This window comes from Microbacterium esteraromaticum (assembly GCF_900163815.1).
Classification (GTDB): domain Bacteria; phylum Actinomycetota; class Actinomycetes; order Actinomycetales; family Microbacteriaceae; genus Microbacterium; species Microbacterium esteraromaticum_B.
In genome coordinates this window covers 87,059-102,267 of record NZ_FUKO01000002.1, presented here as the reverse complement: position 1 = coordinate 102,267, position 15,209 = coordinate 87,059, and the positions used below count along the sequence as shown (strand labels likewise).

General features: G+C 65.5%; 10 protein-coding genes and 1 pseudogene. 4 read left to right on the top strand and 7 right to left on the bottom strand.

Annotation, left to right across the window (positions count from 1 at the left end; translation table 11 throughout):
* Window positions 1-25: 25 nt before the first annotated feature.
* Window positions 26-1,900 (bottom strand): annotated as a pseudogene (locus FM104_RS00520) (ATP-dependent DNA helicase); the annotation flags it as partial.
* Between the two features lie 53 nt (window positions 1,901-1,953).
* Between FM104_RS00520 and FM104_RS00515 the strand changes: the two are divergent.
* Window positions 1,954-3,441, top strand: a complete 1,488-nt coding sequence (locus FM104_RS00515) for a recombinase family protein (protein WP_087129497.1) — start codon at window positions 1,954-1,956, stop codon at window positions 3,439-3,441.
* A 69-nt stretch (window positions 3,442-3,510) separates the two neighbouring features.
* Here FM104_RS00515 and FM104_RS00510 read toward each other — a convergent pair whose 3' ends face one another.
* The 3 genes from FM104_RS00510 to FM104_RS00500 all read right to left on the bottom strand — a co-directional run bounded on the left by FM104_RS00510 (window position 3,511) and on the right by FM104_RS00500 (window position 6,368).
* Window positions 3,511-3,732: a hypothetical protein gene (locus FM104_RS00510; protein ID WP_087129496.1), complete on the bottom strand. Its 222-nt coding sequence runs from the start codon at window positions 3,730-3,732 to the stop codon at window positions 3,511-3,513.
* Window positions 3,733-4,260: 528 nt separating this feature from the next.
* Window positions 4,261-5,610: an FtsX-like permease family protein gene (locus FM104_RS00505; RefSeq protein WP_087129495.1), complete on the bottom strand. Its 1,350-nt coding sequence runs from the start codon at window positions 5,608-5,610 to the stop codon at window positions 4,261-4,263.
* Window positions 5,607-6,368: an ABC transporter ATP-binding protein gene (locus FM104_RS00500; RefSeq protein WP_218778529.1), complete on the bottom strand. Its 762-nt coding sequence runs from the start codon at window positions 6,366-6,368 to the stop codon at window positions 5,607-5,609. Before FM104_RS00500 ends, FM104_RS00505 begins: the two co-directional genes overlap by 4 nt.
* Window positions 6,369-6,492: 124 nt before the next feature.
* Between FM104_RS00500 and FM104_RS00495 the strand changes: the two genes are divergently transcribed.
* The 3 genes from FM104_RS00495 to mobF all read left to right on the top strand — a co-directional run bounded on the left by FM104_RS00495 (window position 6,493) and on the right by mobF (window position 11,999).
* On the top strand, window positions 6,493-7,776 hold the full coding sequence (locus tag FM104_RS00495; RefSeq protein WP_087129494.1) for a sensor histidine kinase: 1,284 nt from the start codon (window positions 6,493-6,495) through the stop codon (window positions 7,774-7,776).
* Window positions 7,757-8,407: a response regulator transcription factor gene (locus tag FM104_RS00490; protein WP_087129493.1), complete on the top strand. Its 651-nt coding sequence runs from the start codon at window positions 7,757-7,759 to the stop codon at window positions 8,405-8,407. The genes FM104_RS00495 and FM104_RS00490 overlap by 20 nt, the downstream gene beginning before the upstream one ends.
* A gap of 130 nt (window positions 8,408-8,537) precedes the next feature.
* Window positions 8,538-11,999 (top strand): MobF family relaxase, encoded by a 3,462-nt coding sequence (gene mobF / locus FM104_RS00485; protein WP_256971439.1) that lies wholly within the window; start codon window positions 8,538-8,540, stop codon window positions 11,997-11,999.
* Window positions 12,000-12,049: 50 nt separating this feature from the next.
* On the opposite strand, the gene FM104_RS00480 is transcribed toward mobF, so the two are convergent.
* The 3 genes from FM104_RS00480 to FM104_RS00470 form a co-directional block, all read right to left on the bottom strand.
* Window positions 12,050-12,898 carry a helix-turn-helix domain-containing protein gene (locus FM104_RS00480; RefSeq protein WP_087129491.1) on the bottom strand — a complete coding sequence of 283 codons (849 nt, stop codon included), beginning with the start codon at window positions 12,896-12,898 and terminating at the stop codon, window positions 12,050-12,052.
* A gap of 91 nt (window positions 12,899-12,989) precedes the next feature.
* The gene (locus tag FM104_RS00475; protein WP_087129490.1) at window positions 12,990-14,381 is read right to left on the bottom strand and encodes an FtsX-like permease family protein; all 1,392 of its coding nucleotides are present in this window, start codon (window positions 14,379-14,381) and stop codon (window positions 12,990-12,992) included.
* The gene (locus FM104_RS00470) at window positions 14,378-15,121 is read right to left on the bottom strand and encodes an ABC transporter ATP-binding protein (RefSeq protein WP_087129489.1); all 744 of its coding nucleotides are present in this window, start codon (window positions 15,119-15,121) and stop codon (window positions 14,378-14,380) included. Before FM104_RS00470 ends, FM104_RS00475 begins: the two co-directional genes overlap by 4 nt.
* Between the last annotated feature and the right edge of the window lie 88 nt (window positions 15,122-15,209).

The following is a 15,209-nucleotide window of genomic DNA, read 5'->3' as shown; positions in this document are numbered from 1 at the left end:
CCAAGTCTGGATTGCTTGATGGAGGCTAGAGCACTGGCCCAACTCGCGTCTGTCCGGTGTGGCGAGCAGGTTCGTGCATCTGCCTCTCAGCGAGGTTACGTGCTTGATCGAGCGCGGCACGGGCCCGTGCTGCGTCGATCTTCTGTGCAGTGCCATCAGGTGCTGGCCCGAGCACAGTAAGTGTGGTGATCCCGTAGCGGTCGCGGTACGCAGCGACGGTTCGGGCGTGCTGTCGCCATCTGGCCGCAGCACGTGGTTCCGTGGGTTCGCTGCCGAGCGCCGCGGTCCACGGTTCATCGGTGGTAACCGCGGCTTGGAGTTGGGCTGCAGCTCGTTCTTCGATGAGTTCGTGTCGTTCGAAGAGGGATTGCTGCATGTCTGGAGTCATGGTGCCGGATGCCTCCGGAATGAGCCCGGCGATCAAGCGCGGTGTCTTGCGGGCGCGTCCTTGCCCGGCCGGGTGGACGGTGGCGCGGGCGAGTCGTTCGTGGAGGACTGCGGCGATGTCGTCGGCATCGCCGAGTCCCCGAGCGTTGACGAGTCGTGGCAGAAGTAGATCGACGTTGTGGTGGTTGGCTTCGGCACGGCGTAGCTCAGCGGAGAGCGCTCCGAAGGTGTCAGCGACCAGTACATCGTCGACCTGCTCGTCGGTGAGGCCGGATGCGTGCAGGAGTGCTGCCCACCGGTCGTGTTGAGCGGCTTGGGCGATGGTCTCGTACTCGGCCGCTAGCTGGGCGATCGACCCCCACTGCTCGTGTTCGGCGGTGATCGTTTCGTGGGCGGAGAGTTCCGCGCCGACGTGCTGCAGAACCCCGTAGAGGATGGATCGTGCGGTGGCGTCGGGGTTGTCGCCGGGGTGCGGGCCGGCGTGGCTGTCATCGGGGCGATCCGTCGCGACGTAGGCGGTGTTGGTTTCGCGGCCGCGGGTGAGGGCAACATAGAGGTTCTCTCTCGTCGTGGTGGTGTCGACGAGGACGTGCGCGGTGTCGGTGGTGAGGCCTTGCGCTCGGTGGGAGGTGACGGCGTATCCAAGGTCCAGGTGCTCGGTCGCGTAGTCAGCGGGCAGGACGATCGTGCCGCCCCAGCGTTTGCCGGCGGGTCGGATGTTGAGGGACCCGTCGGTTCGGATGCTGGTGATGGTCCACCGGTCACCATTGCGGACCCAGTTTCTCCCGGTACGGAGGCGGCGATCATTGCGGCGGGTGATGACGGTGTCACCGATGCTCGCGGCGGTCCCGTCGTGGAGTTCGATCTCCCGTCGGGCGTCGAGGGTGCCATCGAGTATGAGGTCCGCACGTGCGCGGGTGTTGAGGGCGGTGACGTGCTCATTGGAATCGGCGATCAGCACGCTCACCCGACCAGCCAGCATGTCGGTTCGCCAGGCGGTGTAGGCAGCGTCGATCATCTGCTCCGCTTCACCGCCCCGGATGCGGTCATGGGCGGCGTAGGTGTCGATGACGTCGGTGTGGCCGTGGCGGAGGTTCAGGGAGGCGGTCTTCTCCCAGTCGTTGACGAATCGGTGGATGTCGACCAGCTCGGGGGTGTCGTCGCGGTCGTGGACGAGGAGCCCGAATGCGCCGCCCGCGTCGACGGATTGGAGTTGGGCGTAGTCGCCCACCAGGAGGACTTTCGCGTCGGCTTCTGCGGCGAGGGCGGAGATGCGGTCAAGGGAGAGGGTGCCGGCGAGGGAAGCTTCGTCGACAATGACGAGCTGGCCGGCCTGGAAGGTGGTGCCGGTGGTGAGGTGAGTATGCCACCACTTCGCGGTGTTCTCGGTCGGGATACCGAGATCCTCCGCGAGGACCTGCGCGGCGACGGCCGACGGCGCCAATCCGACCACGGACCCTTTGCCGTGCTCGGTTTCCCATGCCCGGCGGAGCGCGTTCATCGCGGTCGTCTTGTCGACGTGTCGGGTTTGACCCGCGTACCTACCAGGTGACAAGGGAGGTCGTCATGGACGGCACACAAGCAAGCAACAACAACGTGGAGCAGGTCGTGGTGTACCTGCGCATCTCCGAGGATCGTACCGGTGCGGAAGCCGGAGTCGACAGACAGCGGCAGGACTGCCTGGAAATGTGCGCGATGCTCGGGATCAGTGATCCGGCGGTGTTCATGGACAACGACATCTCGGCCTACTCGGGCAAGAAGCGCCCCGGCTACCTGGAGTTGCTGGAGCGGGTGAAGCTGGGGCCGTCGCGGATCGTGGCATGGCATGTGGACCGCCTCTACCGTCGCCCCCGCGAACTGGAAGACCTCATCGACCTCGTGGAAACACACCCGATCCGGATCGAGACCGTCAAGGGCGGCGCGTTCGACCTCAACACCCACGAAGGCAGGCTCATGGCCAGGCAGCTTGTCGCGATCGCCTCCTACGAGTCCGGGCACAAAGCAGACCGCATCAGGCGTGCGAATCAGCAGAAGGCCGAGCGCGGCGACTGGCACGGCGGAGCCAAGTACGGGTACGGCATCGGCGGCGTCCTGATCCCGTCCGAGGCGGCGGTGATTCGGGAGATGGCTGACCGGTTCCTCGCGGGGCAGTCGGTGCGGCAGATCACGAGGTGGCTCAACCGCGACGACGGCCCCGAACCACCCAGCAAGGGGAAGAGCCGGTTGAACGTGTGGCACGAGAGCACCGTCGGCTCAATCCTCTGCTCAGCCAGGATCTCCGGGCAACGCGCTTACGAGCCAGCATCCAAGACGACCACGACGTGGGAACGGCGTGACCGGGCGATCCTGGGGCCGGGGAACTGGGAGGCGATCATCACCCCGGAAGAGACAGCGCGTATCCGGGCGGTGTTCAACCATCCCGACCGGCGCGTAGGCCGCTCATCCAAAAGCCTCCTCGCAGGACTGATCACCTGCGCCAAATGCGGCAACACCCTCGTGTCCTCAGGCCTGCACCGGGGCGAGACGTCGATCGGGAAGCGACGCTTCTACCGCTGCCTGCCCCTCCCCGGCAGGCCCGAGCGTGGCGGACTCGTCGTGTCCGCGCACGGGATCGAAACCCTGGTGTCCGAGGCTATGATCACGCGCCTGGCCGCGACCACACTGCCCACCGCCACGCCGGGTGAGGATGCGGGAGTATCGGCGGCGATGGAGCAGATCACTGCCGCGAGGCAGCGGATGGAGGACATGGCCCGCGACTACGGGGCCGGGCTGCTTTCCCGCACCGAACTCCACGCCGCGAAGACCGCCGCCACCGCAACGATCAACAGTGCCGAACTGGTGCTGGGTCGTAGCGCGAAGTCGTCCGCGTTGAAAGGCATCCCCATCGGCGACGAGGAAGCGCTCCGGGCGGCGTGGGAGGTAGAGTGGTCGATCCCGCAGAAACGCGCGATCATCGCCGCACTGATCGACACCCTCATCGTCAAACCCGCCCAACCTGGCAAACGCGGGGCGAGATTCCGGTCCGAACGCGTGGACCTCACCTTCAAAGCCTGAACCGCGCGCACGACCGTCAGGCGCAGGAGAGAGGTGCCCCCTGCGCCTGACGGTCGCACCTACAGGGGTTCAGGTGTCGGGACGGGTGAGGACACGCAGCTTCGAGAGCGCGACCGGATCGGTGACGGCGAACGATACCCCCGACCGCTCGCATGCCTCCCGGGTGAATGCCTCGACGTCGAAGTCCGGCGGGAGCTTCCCTGGTGCCTGCGAGAGGCGGCGGGATGGGGTCCGTACCTGTCTCGTAGCCGTGTCCTGCGTGCCGTGGGTGGTGTCTGTGATCGTGTCCATACCATGCAGGTACGAACCCTAAACCACAACATCTAGTATTCGATCGGAACTTGAGCTACTATATGTGCTCAAGCAACTCAATCAGGGACCGCGCGGCGGTTGGGAATCACAACCACCGGTTCCGGCAACCTGCCGGGACCGCGCCGCCAGGGTGGTGGCAGTTTGCCACCACCGACAAGGAACGCGCCGGGAGTGCCGAATCGGCACCCCCGTGGTGAACCAGATTCTGGTTCACTGCAGAACGGCTTTTCCCCAGATGAAGCGGTGGGGCCGATTCGGCACCACCGCTCGAAGGAGCACCGGTTGTGTTGATTCAACACAACCGCGGTTCAACCGGAGAAAGAGAAACTCCAGGTCACGGGGTGGGGCCACCGTGACCCCACCCGCACGGTTCACCCGGAAACACGAGAATCCCTGATCCCTTGGTCCCGCCACCGTGGCAGGACCGCGGAAACCTCTTCATCGAGACCTTGCATGCGTCGCTCATACGCCTGTGCGGGTCGTGCGGGTGGAGAAGGCCGAGTCTGCTCACTTCGCAGCGAGTTGAAGCGCGACGGATGCCTGGCTTCGGGAGACAACGGGAAGCACCGTCGCCAGCACTGTGAGCACCAGCCCTACTCCGATGAGTCCGAGCGCGTAGGTGGCGTCGATGACCGAGACGGCTGGGACGAAGCGTCCCAACACGGCTGAGGTCAGGACCGCGGTGAGGATGATGACCACGCTGCCAAGAATCGCGGCAGTGACGACGTGGATCACCGCTTGCCAGAGCGCTGAGGCGACGACCGTGGTACTGGTGGCGCCGCTGGCTTGGAGGAGGGCTTGTTCGGAGCCCTGCGTGCGGTTGCTCATGAAGATGACGACTGCCGCGCCGACGGCGGCGAGGAGCACAGGTCCGCCGAGCATGAGCAGCACTTGTGAGAGTTCAAGGCTGACGCCCTCTTCACCTCCGGCTTGCAGGGAGGCGTCGACGGTCGCTGTCATCGTGAAGAGGCCACCCAGCAGTGCGGTGCCGGTAAATAGAGGGGTGATGGAGGCTGTACTGCGACCGAGATGGTATCGGGCTTGATGCCGGGCCAAATACCACGAGGTCGATATCCGGGCGGGGATGAGCGCTGTCCATCCGCGAAGAAGCCAGGGATACACGACCGGCCCAGCACTGACGAACACCACCGTGATCACGACAGGCACGAGCGGCCCCTGGCTCAGGAAAGCGCCGCGCTCAGTTGTTTGGAAGAGAGAGGCGAAGAACGCTGTCGCGCCCCCGAGGACCGCAAGGAACAACACCCAGCGCCACCAGTGCATCCGCTTCGCTCTGGTTTCTGGTTCTCGTAGCGCGGCCAAAGGCGGGGTGTGTGCAGCAGTGCGCGCTGCGCGCAGCCCCCCGAGCAAGGCGATGATGACGGTTGCAGGGATCGTGACCCATGCGGTGAGTGGGCCGGTGATGATCGGTATTTCCGAGTATCCGCCCGTGCCGCTCTCGAATGCCGAATGAATCGCGGGGCCTGCGAGCATGGTGGTGACACCGAACCCAATCGCACCTCCCAGCAGGCTTGCGGCCATGATCTGGATGATAACGACCAGGGCTGTCTGTGACGGGCTGACCCCTGCAAGTTGCCACCGGGCATAGGCGGGCCGGCCAAGATCCACGGCGAGCCGAGTGATGGTTGCGATCACAGCAATACCGGCCGGAGCACTGAACATCAAGATCGCGGCCGTGCCGCCGGAGAAACCTTGCAGATACTCTTCGCCCGCCCGCATTCCGGTTTCCAGCATGCTGACCGCGATACCGCAGGCAAGCGCGGTGATAGCCGATACCAGGATCACTCCCGCCCAGGTAGCCCAGCTCGCGCGAAGTTCGGCGAGGATCAGCCGAGTCACGCGGCAGCACTCTCGTGCAACACCGCGAGGATGTCCGTGGCGGTTGTGCGCGCAAGTTCAGCGACCACCAGCCCATCGCGGAGGATGATGGTGCGGTCAGCGCGCGCTGCCGCGTCGAGGTCGTGTGTGACGAGCACAACGCTGCGATCATCGGTCGCGTACCCGCGCAACAGGTCGAGCACCTGCCGCCCGGTGGTCGTGTCCAACGCCCCGGTCGGTTCATCAGCGAACACGAGCTGCGGTTCCGCGGCAAGCACACGGGCGATCGCTACGCGCTGTTGCTGACCGCCGGAAAGCTCGCCCGGCCGCTTGCCCGCGTGAGCAGCAAGCCCCACCGCTGCCAGCGCGCCAGCAACGTCGGGCGCGCTGCGCCGTGCAAGCCGCGCCGGGAGCGCCACGTTCTCGCGCACCGAGAGCGAGGGAATGAGGTTGTAACTCTGGAACACGAACCCGACCCGGTCCCGTCGCATGCGGGCGAGCTGCGAAGGCGAAGCGGTATCGACCCGATCCCCTTGCAGGCTGATCTCCCCGGAGTCCGCCTTTTCGAGACCGGCGAGGCAGTACAACAGCGTCGATTTCCCCGAGCCGGACGGGCCGACGATGCTCACCATCTCACCGTGATCGACCCGCACATCGATATTGCGTAGCACCGGTACGCTCTGGCCGCGCCCCATCGGATAGCTCTTGGTGACGGCGCGGGCGTTCAGCACCACTTCGGTGCTCAGGAACGTTTCGTGGGGTGCGGGATGAGTATTCACTCTTCGAGTACAGCGGCCCGGGCGACGGAAGGCAGTGGCCCGGAAGCGACCCCGATGGTAGACCTGACGATACTCTTGCCCGCCTCACCAGGCCGCACGAAGGGGGACTGCGTAGCCTAGACACATGAGAGCACGAACCGTATGGCAGGCGCTGATGCTGCCGCCGTGGCGGTTCCTCCCCTCACGATGGCCCTGGCTCGCCCTCACCTACACCGCCACCAGCGCGATCCTCACTCTCATACTGATCCCGGTTCTCGTGTTCACCATCTTCTTCCTCCCGCTGTGGGGCATTTTCGTCGCCGCGATCGAACGTCGCCGCCTACGCATCCTGGGACTCCCCACACCATCCAGCGGGCATGTGTATGTCCCTCGCGACGAGCGACGCAACTGGTTGAACATTCGGCTGATGGAGCCCGCCACCTGGCGCGAAACAGCGTCCCTCCTCACCGGCCTGGTCCTGGGGTCGCTCGCAGTCATCGCCCTGTTCGCGCAAGTGATGTCCATCGCCGTCCTGATCGCGATTCCTGTCATGGCGGCACGCAGCACCACAGACATCACACTCTTCGGCGACACCAAGATCGTGCTCGGCCCCGAGACCTGGTGGTATCCACTCCTGCTTGTTCCGGTCGCACTGTTCGTGTTTGCCTATCTGAACGCCATGCTTTCGGCTGCTCAGGGCTCATGCACTCGTTGGCTGACCGCGCCGCGCTTCGCGGAAATGGATCAGCGGGTCGAGCAGCTCACCCGCTCCCGTGCCACCATCGTCACCGCCCACGAAAACGAACGTCAACGCATCGAACGCGACCTCCACGACGGGGTGCAACAAGAGCTCGTCGGGATCGCCGCGCGCCTGGGCATCCTCGAACTCGAACTCCGAGGCTGCACCGACGAAGCGAAGAAGCACGCATTGCGTGCTGCGCAGGATCAAACCGAACGCGCACTCACCTCACTTCGAGAGACCGTGCGCGGCATCCACCCTGCGGTCCTTTCGGACTACGGTCTACCCGCAGCGCTCGAAGAGCTCGCCGGACGGAGTACCGTCCCGCTCCACATCGACGATCTCGGGTTTCCCCGGCTCGATCCGGCAGCCGAAGCCGCGGGATACTTCTTCATCACCGAAGCCCTCACCAACACCGCGAAACACACCACGGCACCCCGGCTGAACGTCACGCTCACGACGAACGACGGACACGCCCGCATCGAAGCTCGAGACGACGGGCACGGCGGGGTCGACACCTCACACGGATCAGGGTTGCGAGGTCTTGCCGAACGAGCCGACACCCTCGACGGTGAACTGCACATCTCCAGTCCACCCGGTGGCCCCACCATCCTCACCCTCACGCTCCCCGCCGCGACGCATCTCAGTAACCCAACGACGGAGGTGCCTGGTGCGTATCCTTCTCGCTGACGACGCAGCACTCCTCAGAGAGGCCCTCCAGGCACTCCTCGAACGGCTCGGACACCACGTCATCGCGACCGCAGCCGACGCAACCGAACTCGTCACCGTCTACGAGGCTCTTCCGATCAAGCCGGACCTCGTCATCACCGACGTCAGGATGCCACCCACCCGCACAGACGACGGTCTCCGCGCAGCACTCACCATCCGCGCAGCACACCCGACACAACCGATCCTCGCACTCTCGCAATACGTCGCAGACCGCTACGCCAGAGACCTCCTCGCCCTGCCAGAAGGAGCGGTCGGATACCTCCTGAAAGAACGTGTCAACCGCGTCACCGACTTCGAACACGCAATCAACACCATCGCCAAGGGCGGCACCGTCATCGACTCCGAGGTGACGCGCCACCTCCTGCAAAGAGACCAACCCCACCTCATTGACTACCTCACAGAACGCGAACGGGAAGTCCTCACCCTGATGGCCGAAGGGGCCTCAAACAGCGACATCGCCGCCAGGCTCTTCATCAGTGATGCAGCAGTGCGCAAGCACATCGGCAATATCTTCACCGGACTCGGGCTCCACCCTGCCGACGAAAACCGACGAGTCCGCGCCATCCTCACCTTCCTACAAACACAGACCTAAGCGCTGAACGCTCGGAGACGCAGACGCCGCACCGTCATACGCCGCTGGACCAACTTCCCTCCCCGCAAAGAAAATGATGGACGCATACTACGGCGGGGCCGTGGTGCGTACCTCCCTCATGAGACCACTCATGAGGGAGGACACAATGAAGGGCGGTGTGACCCTGTTCCGGGGAGCTGGCGTCGCGGCGCGCCGGTACTTGGAGTCCGACGGTGCCACCGCTGACGAGTACTACCTGGAAGCCGGAACTGCGCTCGCGAACTTCACTATCACGGACGCGCGAGGCGAAGTCATCGAAGCCCGTGCCCTCGACGCAGACGCATACGCGGCCTGGGTTGACTGGACCGACCCGACTACCGCAATCTCGATGGGCACCCCACGCGAGGCGGGCGGCGGGAAACGTGGGAGCCCGCGGTTCGCGGAGATGGTGATCAATGCGCCGAAGAGCTTGTCGATCTCTGCTGCCCTGCACCCGGAGGTCTCCGCGGCGCTGCATGCGGCGCAGGCGGATGCAGCCGGGGAGATTCGCCGGTGGCTTGCACAGAACTCGACCACGCGTGCCGGTCCGCGGGGTGCGCAGGAGGTCGTGCCGGTGGGGTCGTTGCAGACCGTCGCGGTCACGCACCGCACGTCGCGTGCGGGTGATCCGCACCGGCATATCCATTTCCAGATCGGCACACGTGTGCAGGCAGCGGGGAAATGGCGTGCTCTCGACACCGGGGCCCTGTTCAAGCAGCAAGGCGCGATTCGTGCTCTCGGCAGCGCGGTCATTGCTGCACACCCAGGACTCGCCGCTGCACTCGACAGGCACGGCCTCACGCTCGACCCCATGACCGGAGAAGTCAATGAGTTGCAAGCCTTCAACACCGTGATGTCGAAGCGCACCCGGCAGGTCGAGCGGAACCTCGACCGCCTCGAAACCGAGTGGGAACAGGCCCATCCCGGTGAGGCGGCGGGGCCGGTGGCGCGGGCGCGGTTGCTGCACAGGGCGTGGGCGCACGAGCGCCCCAGCAAGAAGCCCTCCGTCCTGGCGACAGAAGCCGGATGGCGGGCGGAACTCGAAGACGCCGGATACGCACCCGAGAACGTCAGGAAGACCGCACAGCGCCCCATCGTCGGGCTTGATGACCTTTCGATTCAGGAGGTCGCCTCCCGCGCTCTCGATCGCTGTGCCGCGGGCGCGTCGGCGTGGACGCCGCACACGATCCGCGAACACGTGACCCGCATCACCACCGAACACGGCGTCACCGCGACACCGGAGGAGTTGCGGGAGTTCGTGCAACTCGCGACAGACCTCGCACGTTCGGATTGCTTCTCGGTCCTGCCCGATAGTGCTGCACGGCCGGATCATGTTGCGCACCTCACGAGTCTCCGCGTCGTACAGGCCGAGAGCCGGTTGCGTGACCTCCTCACCAGCGCAACACCGGAGCACGATATGCGGCACCCGGATGTTGCAGCACTCGACTCCGCACAGGGGCTCAATGCCGCCCAGTTGCAGGCAGCCGCAGCGATCGCGTCGACCGATCCGCTCGTGATCGTCGAAGGTGCCGCAGGTAGCGGGAAGACGACGATGCTGCGACCCGCGATCGACGCCGCGCGCACGGACGGCAGGCTGACGCGGGTGGTTGCGCCGACGAAGAAGGCCGCACAGGTTGCAGGTCAAGCGCTCGGTGTACCGGCTGACTCCGTCGCGGCGCTCGTGCACGCGCACGGGTTCCGGTGGAACAACGATGGTGTCTGGTCGAGGCTGAACGTCGGCGACATCGACCCCGACACGGAACGCCCGTTCACGGGGCCATCATCCGAGAGCCAGCTTGCGCGTGCTGAGCGGGTGGTGGTGGATGAGGCGGGGATGCTGGATCAGGACACCGCTATCGCCCTCATGACGATCACGGCGGAGGCGGGGGCGACGGTCGCGCTTGTCGGCGACCGCGCACAACTCGCCGCCGTCGGACGTGGTGGTGTCCTCGATATCGCAGCCCAGATATGCGGCACCACGTTTGATATGACCGGGCTGCACCGCTTCACCAGCCCCGAATACGCGACCCTCACCCTGCAACTACGCGACGGCACCAACCCCGCCGCAGCATTCGACCAACTGCACGCGATGGGACTCGTGCGACTCCACGACTCCGAAGAGATAATGCGCGAGCAGATCGCAGCAACCGCTGCATCCGGTGATGCGGTCACCGTTGCGACGAACGAGGACGCCCGCGAACTCAATGCCCGCATACAGGAGATGTGCCTCGAACGAGGCGACCTCGACCATACCCGCACCATCACTGGGAGTGACGGCCTCGATATCGGTGCCGGGGATGTGATCCAGGCACGGAAGAACGACAGCACCATCGGGGTCGCGAACCGACAGACCTTCACCGTCCAACACATCACCGACGACGGCACCGTGTACGCGGCCGAGAACGGGAACGACCGGAAGCACCAGCAGACGATCAAGCTCCCGTCCGAGTATTTGGAAGAACATGCGCACCTGGCTTACGCCAGCACCGCCTACGGCGTCCAAGGCGTCACCGTCACCGATTCGCACACCGTGCTGGACGAGGCGATCAGCGCAGCGGGCCTCTACGTCGGGCTCACCCGCGGCACCCACGACAACACCCTCCACGTCATCGCCGCGAACGAGGCGGAAGCGCGGGAACAGTTCGTGCAGGCCATGACCCGCGACCGTGCAGACCGCGGCCTCGACCACGCCACCACCGAAGCACACGACGCAGCACGCGGGCTCATCTCAGACGGGCCGGTCGCGTTCGTCAATGCGGAACGTCAGCGGCTGGCCGAAGCGATCGCCCACGCCGAAACTCAGGCCACGAGATGGGAACAGGCAGAGGTGGCGATCACCGAACTCCGGGAGACACATGAGGCCGAACTCGAAGAGCACAAGACAGTCGTCACCGCCGCTGAGCAGTACGCGCAACGGGTCCGTGAGGAGGTTACCGCCCCGCTCGTAGCCGAGGCTCTGACCGATGGGCAAACGGTTCTCACCTCTCAGCAGGAGGTGTGGGAGGCCGGGCGTGCCTACCAGCAGGCAAGCAGGCTCCGACGCCGAGCCGCCGCTCGCACCCGCGATGAGGCGAACCACGCGCACGAACGCCTCCAGGCAGGCGTGCAGCAACGGTGGGGCACTCTGCCGTACACCCCGGAAGGTCTCGACGCATGGGCGCACACGGTCGCCGAGAAGCGGGCCGAGCAGTACCCTGCTGTGGTCGAGGCTGAACGCGAAGCGCAGGACGCACGGGCAGCCGGAGGGCAGCTCGCGAGGAAGCAGCTTGCCGAGAGCCAGCGGCTCCGGACAGGCATCTACGGCAAGACTGGCAGAGCACCCGTGGGTGGCCCCGCGGGTCGCGCTGCACGCTGGCGTGACCAGGCCAAGGAACTGCGCAGTGTGCTCGGCAAGATCGAGACGTTGCCCACCGTGGAAGCGGCGCAACTCATACGTCAGCGACACGCGGAGACAGAAGCCCGGCGAGTCGAGGCGGAACGTGCTCGTGCCGAGCGCGCGGAACAGATCACATCCGTTGAGCATGAGCAACGCCCGCATGTCGATCCGCACCGTGAGCGCGGCATCGGCTTCTGACACCTTGCCCCGGAGATTTCCGACCCCGCGTTCCAACGGCCCAGGAGCCATCACCCTCGAAACTCAGAGCCCAGCCACCGCCTGCAACGAGCGGTCTTGCGGTACTCGCTCGGGGTGATCCCGTACAGGCGTTTCATTATCCGTGTCGCGTAACACGGATCGAACCAGCCCACCGCCTCCGCGCAGCGTTGAACAGTCCAATCTGTTGTCAGCAGCAGTTCCGCCAGCCGCTCCACGCGCAGCCGCGCCAGCACTTGCATCGGCGGCGAACCCAGCGAGGAGTTGAAGGAACGAGTGAGCTGTGACATGGAGAGGCTCGCGATGCGACTCAAGTCGCTCACCGCCCAACGGCGGGCAAGGTCACCGCGCAGAGCAGCGACGACGGCCCGAACGTCGCTTCGCGGCAGAACGTATGACGGCGGCGAAATGACGTGCTCGATGCGAGCTAGGAAGCTCAGACATGCCCCGAGCAGCTCCAGGCTGACGCGCGCAGATGATGCGTCGCATGCCGCAAGTGTCCGCGCCTGCTTGATGATCGTTCTGCGTTCTGTCGTTGTCGGTCGCAGGGAGAGGATCGGCCCGGTTCCCGCCGCAGCCGCATGGAGAGTTGTTGCGAGTGGAGCAACCGTTCGTGTCCACGCGAGTTGTTGTTCGAGGAACGGCGGATCGAGATAGAACGTCACGGTCTCCGCGACCGGGAGCGGGACCCCGGCGACCAGAGCCTGGGCCGGGAGGATCGCGACATCGCCCTCCGTGAGAGGAGTCACCTGCCCGCGATGTTCCAGTTTCGTCCATCCCGCGGTGACGACAACGACCTTGGCCTGTGGGAAGGCGATGGGTTCAACGGCGGCGCTGTGGTGCGCATGAAGGATGCGCAGCGGGCGCCGCTCATGCGCCACGGCCTCCACAACTCATATGGCAATGGATAGGAACGCACCCGGACACATCGTGCTCGCTTCCTTCTTGCTAAGGAAATCAGTTTGGCTACACCTAGCGCGTCGTCTCGCGTGGGTTCCCGCGAATCGCTGTGAGTGCGGGGACGAGGAGTGAGGCTAGGACGGCGATGATTCCGATTCCTGCGAGGAGGAGCATCTGGCGGAAGTCGATGAGCGGTGCCGCCGGGAGCCCGGTTGCGGTGAGCAGTCCAGCGGCGGTGAGGACACTCGCGTAGGCGACTGCGAGCCCGAGCCCGATCGCGGTGATGCTGTAGCTGACTGCTTCAGCGAGTGCGATGCTGACGATGGTTCTGGGCAGCGCACCAGCGGTGCGGATGAGTGCGTATTGGCGGGCGCGTGCTCGGGTGGTGAGCAGGATGCTTGCGACGCTCCCGGCGATCGCGATGACTGCGGCGGGGGTGAGCATGACGTAGGTATCGATGGTGTTCAGCTCTCCGGCGAGTCCGGCCGTGTGGAGGGCGTTCTGCCAGGTAGCGATGATGCCGAACAGGATGCCGTACAGGGCGATGCCGATGCTGATGGGCATCACCGCGGTCGAGGCTTGCCGGGGGTGCTCGGTCGAGGAGTGACGGGCGATGAACCACGACGGCGCGAGACGCGAGGGAACGATCGCTGTCCACAGGCGGATCAGCGCGGGCACGAGGACGGGTGCGAGCGCGCCGATGGTCACGATCATCATGATGCCGAGGGTGAGCGCCAGCGTCGCGGCAGCGGACTCCACACCGGGATCAGCGCCGAGTGTCTGCGTGGCGAAGACGGTAACGATCACTTGCTGGATGAGTGCGAAGACGAGGATGCCGGCGATGATCCATCGTGAGACGGGCATCGTCTTTGAGGCTTCGACCGAATCGCGGACGGCGTGCACGGCGGGAATCCGTGCGGCACGACGTGCGGGTGCGAAGCTCGCCAGGTAGCAAACGAGCGTTGACCCGGCCAGCGCGACCAGCGCGGGAGCAAGGCTTCCGTAGGCGGGGATGGTGTAGTCGCCTCGAGTCACCATCCGCACGAGCAGGTCAACAGCTGCTTGACGCAGTGGCAGGGCGATGGCGATTCCGAGGAGGGTACCGATCGTGTTCACGATGAGCACCTGGACGGTCACGACGGCGCGCACCTGTCTGGGTGTGGCGCCGGCGAGTCGCCAGCGGGCGATTCTGGTGGCGAAGGCCGCGATGGTCGCAGCGCTGGTTGATCCGAGCACCGCGATCGCGGGGATGGCGGTGGAGACGTAGACCACATAGCTCCCAGCTCGGGCTTCATCGACGGTCGAGCCGAAGCTCTCGATGAGCGCAGCCCCGGACGGGGTGCCGAGCGTCCACCAGTACACCGATGCGAGATACACGAATGCGGACGCCACGCTCGCAACCAACAACGGCCCGATCCATAGCCGCACATCGGTGCGGAGTTCGGCGAGGGCGAGGCGGATCACGCGGCATTCCCTTCCATCGCCCCGAGGATCTGCGCGCTGCTGGCCCCGGTGAGCATGTGAGTCACGATGCCGTCGCGCATCACGAGCACATGATCGGCGAGGCTGGCCGCGTCGAGGTCGTGCGTGACCATGACCACGGTGCGCCCGCTGTTCGCGTGCTCGCGGAGTTTCCCGAGCACCAGGCGTGAGGAGGCACTGTCGAGGGCTCCGGTGGGTTCGTCGGCGAACACCAGCTCGGGGGCGTTCGCCATAACTCGGGCGAGCGCGACACGTTGCTGTTCACCGTTGGAGAGCCGGTTCACCCCTGTCCGCGTGCGATCTGCGAGCCCGAGCCCGGTGAGTACCGCGTCAGCGTGATCCATGTCGACGCGCCGACCGGCGAGCCGCTTGGGGAGCACGACGTTCTCTCGCGCGTTCAGAGCCGAGACGAGGTTGTAGGACTGGAACACGAATCCCACCCGGTCGCGGTAGAGCCGCGCAAGAGCCCCCGGACGCAGTGTGCTGAGGTCGTTGCCGAGCAACTGCACGTTCCCCGCTGTCACTGGGTCCAGGCCCGCGAGACAGAACAGCAACGTCGACTTGCCGCACCCGGAGGGTCCCACGATCGACACCATGCTGCCAGTCGGCACCGTGAACGACACCCCACGGAGCACCGGCACCAGCGGCAGGCCCCGTTTGCCGCCGAACGACTTCTCCACTGCATGTGCGACGACCGCCGCTTGACCCTGAAACTCGTGCATACGTCAAGGCTCCCGCCCCACCGACCACGCGACGAGGATGGTTACCCTCGCTGGGTGAGGGAAACCCATCATGTTGTTCTCGGGGAAC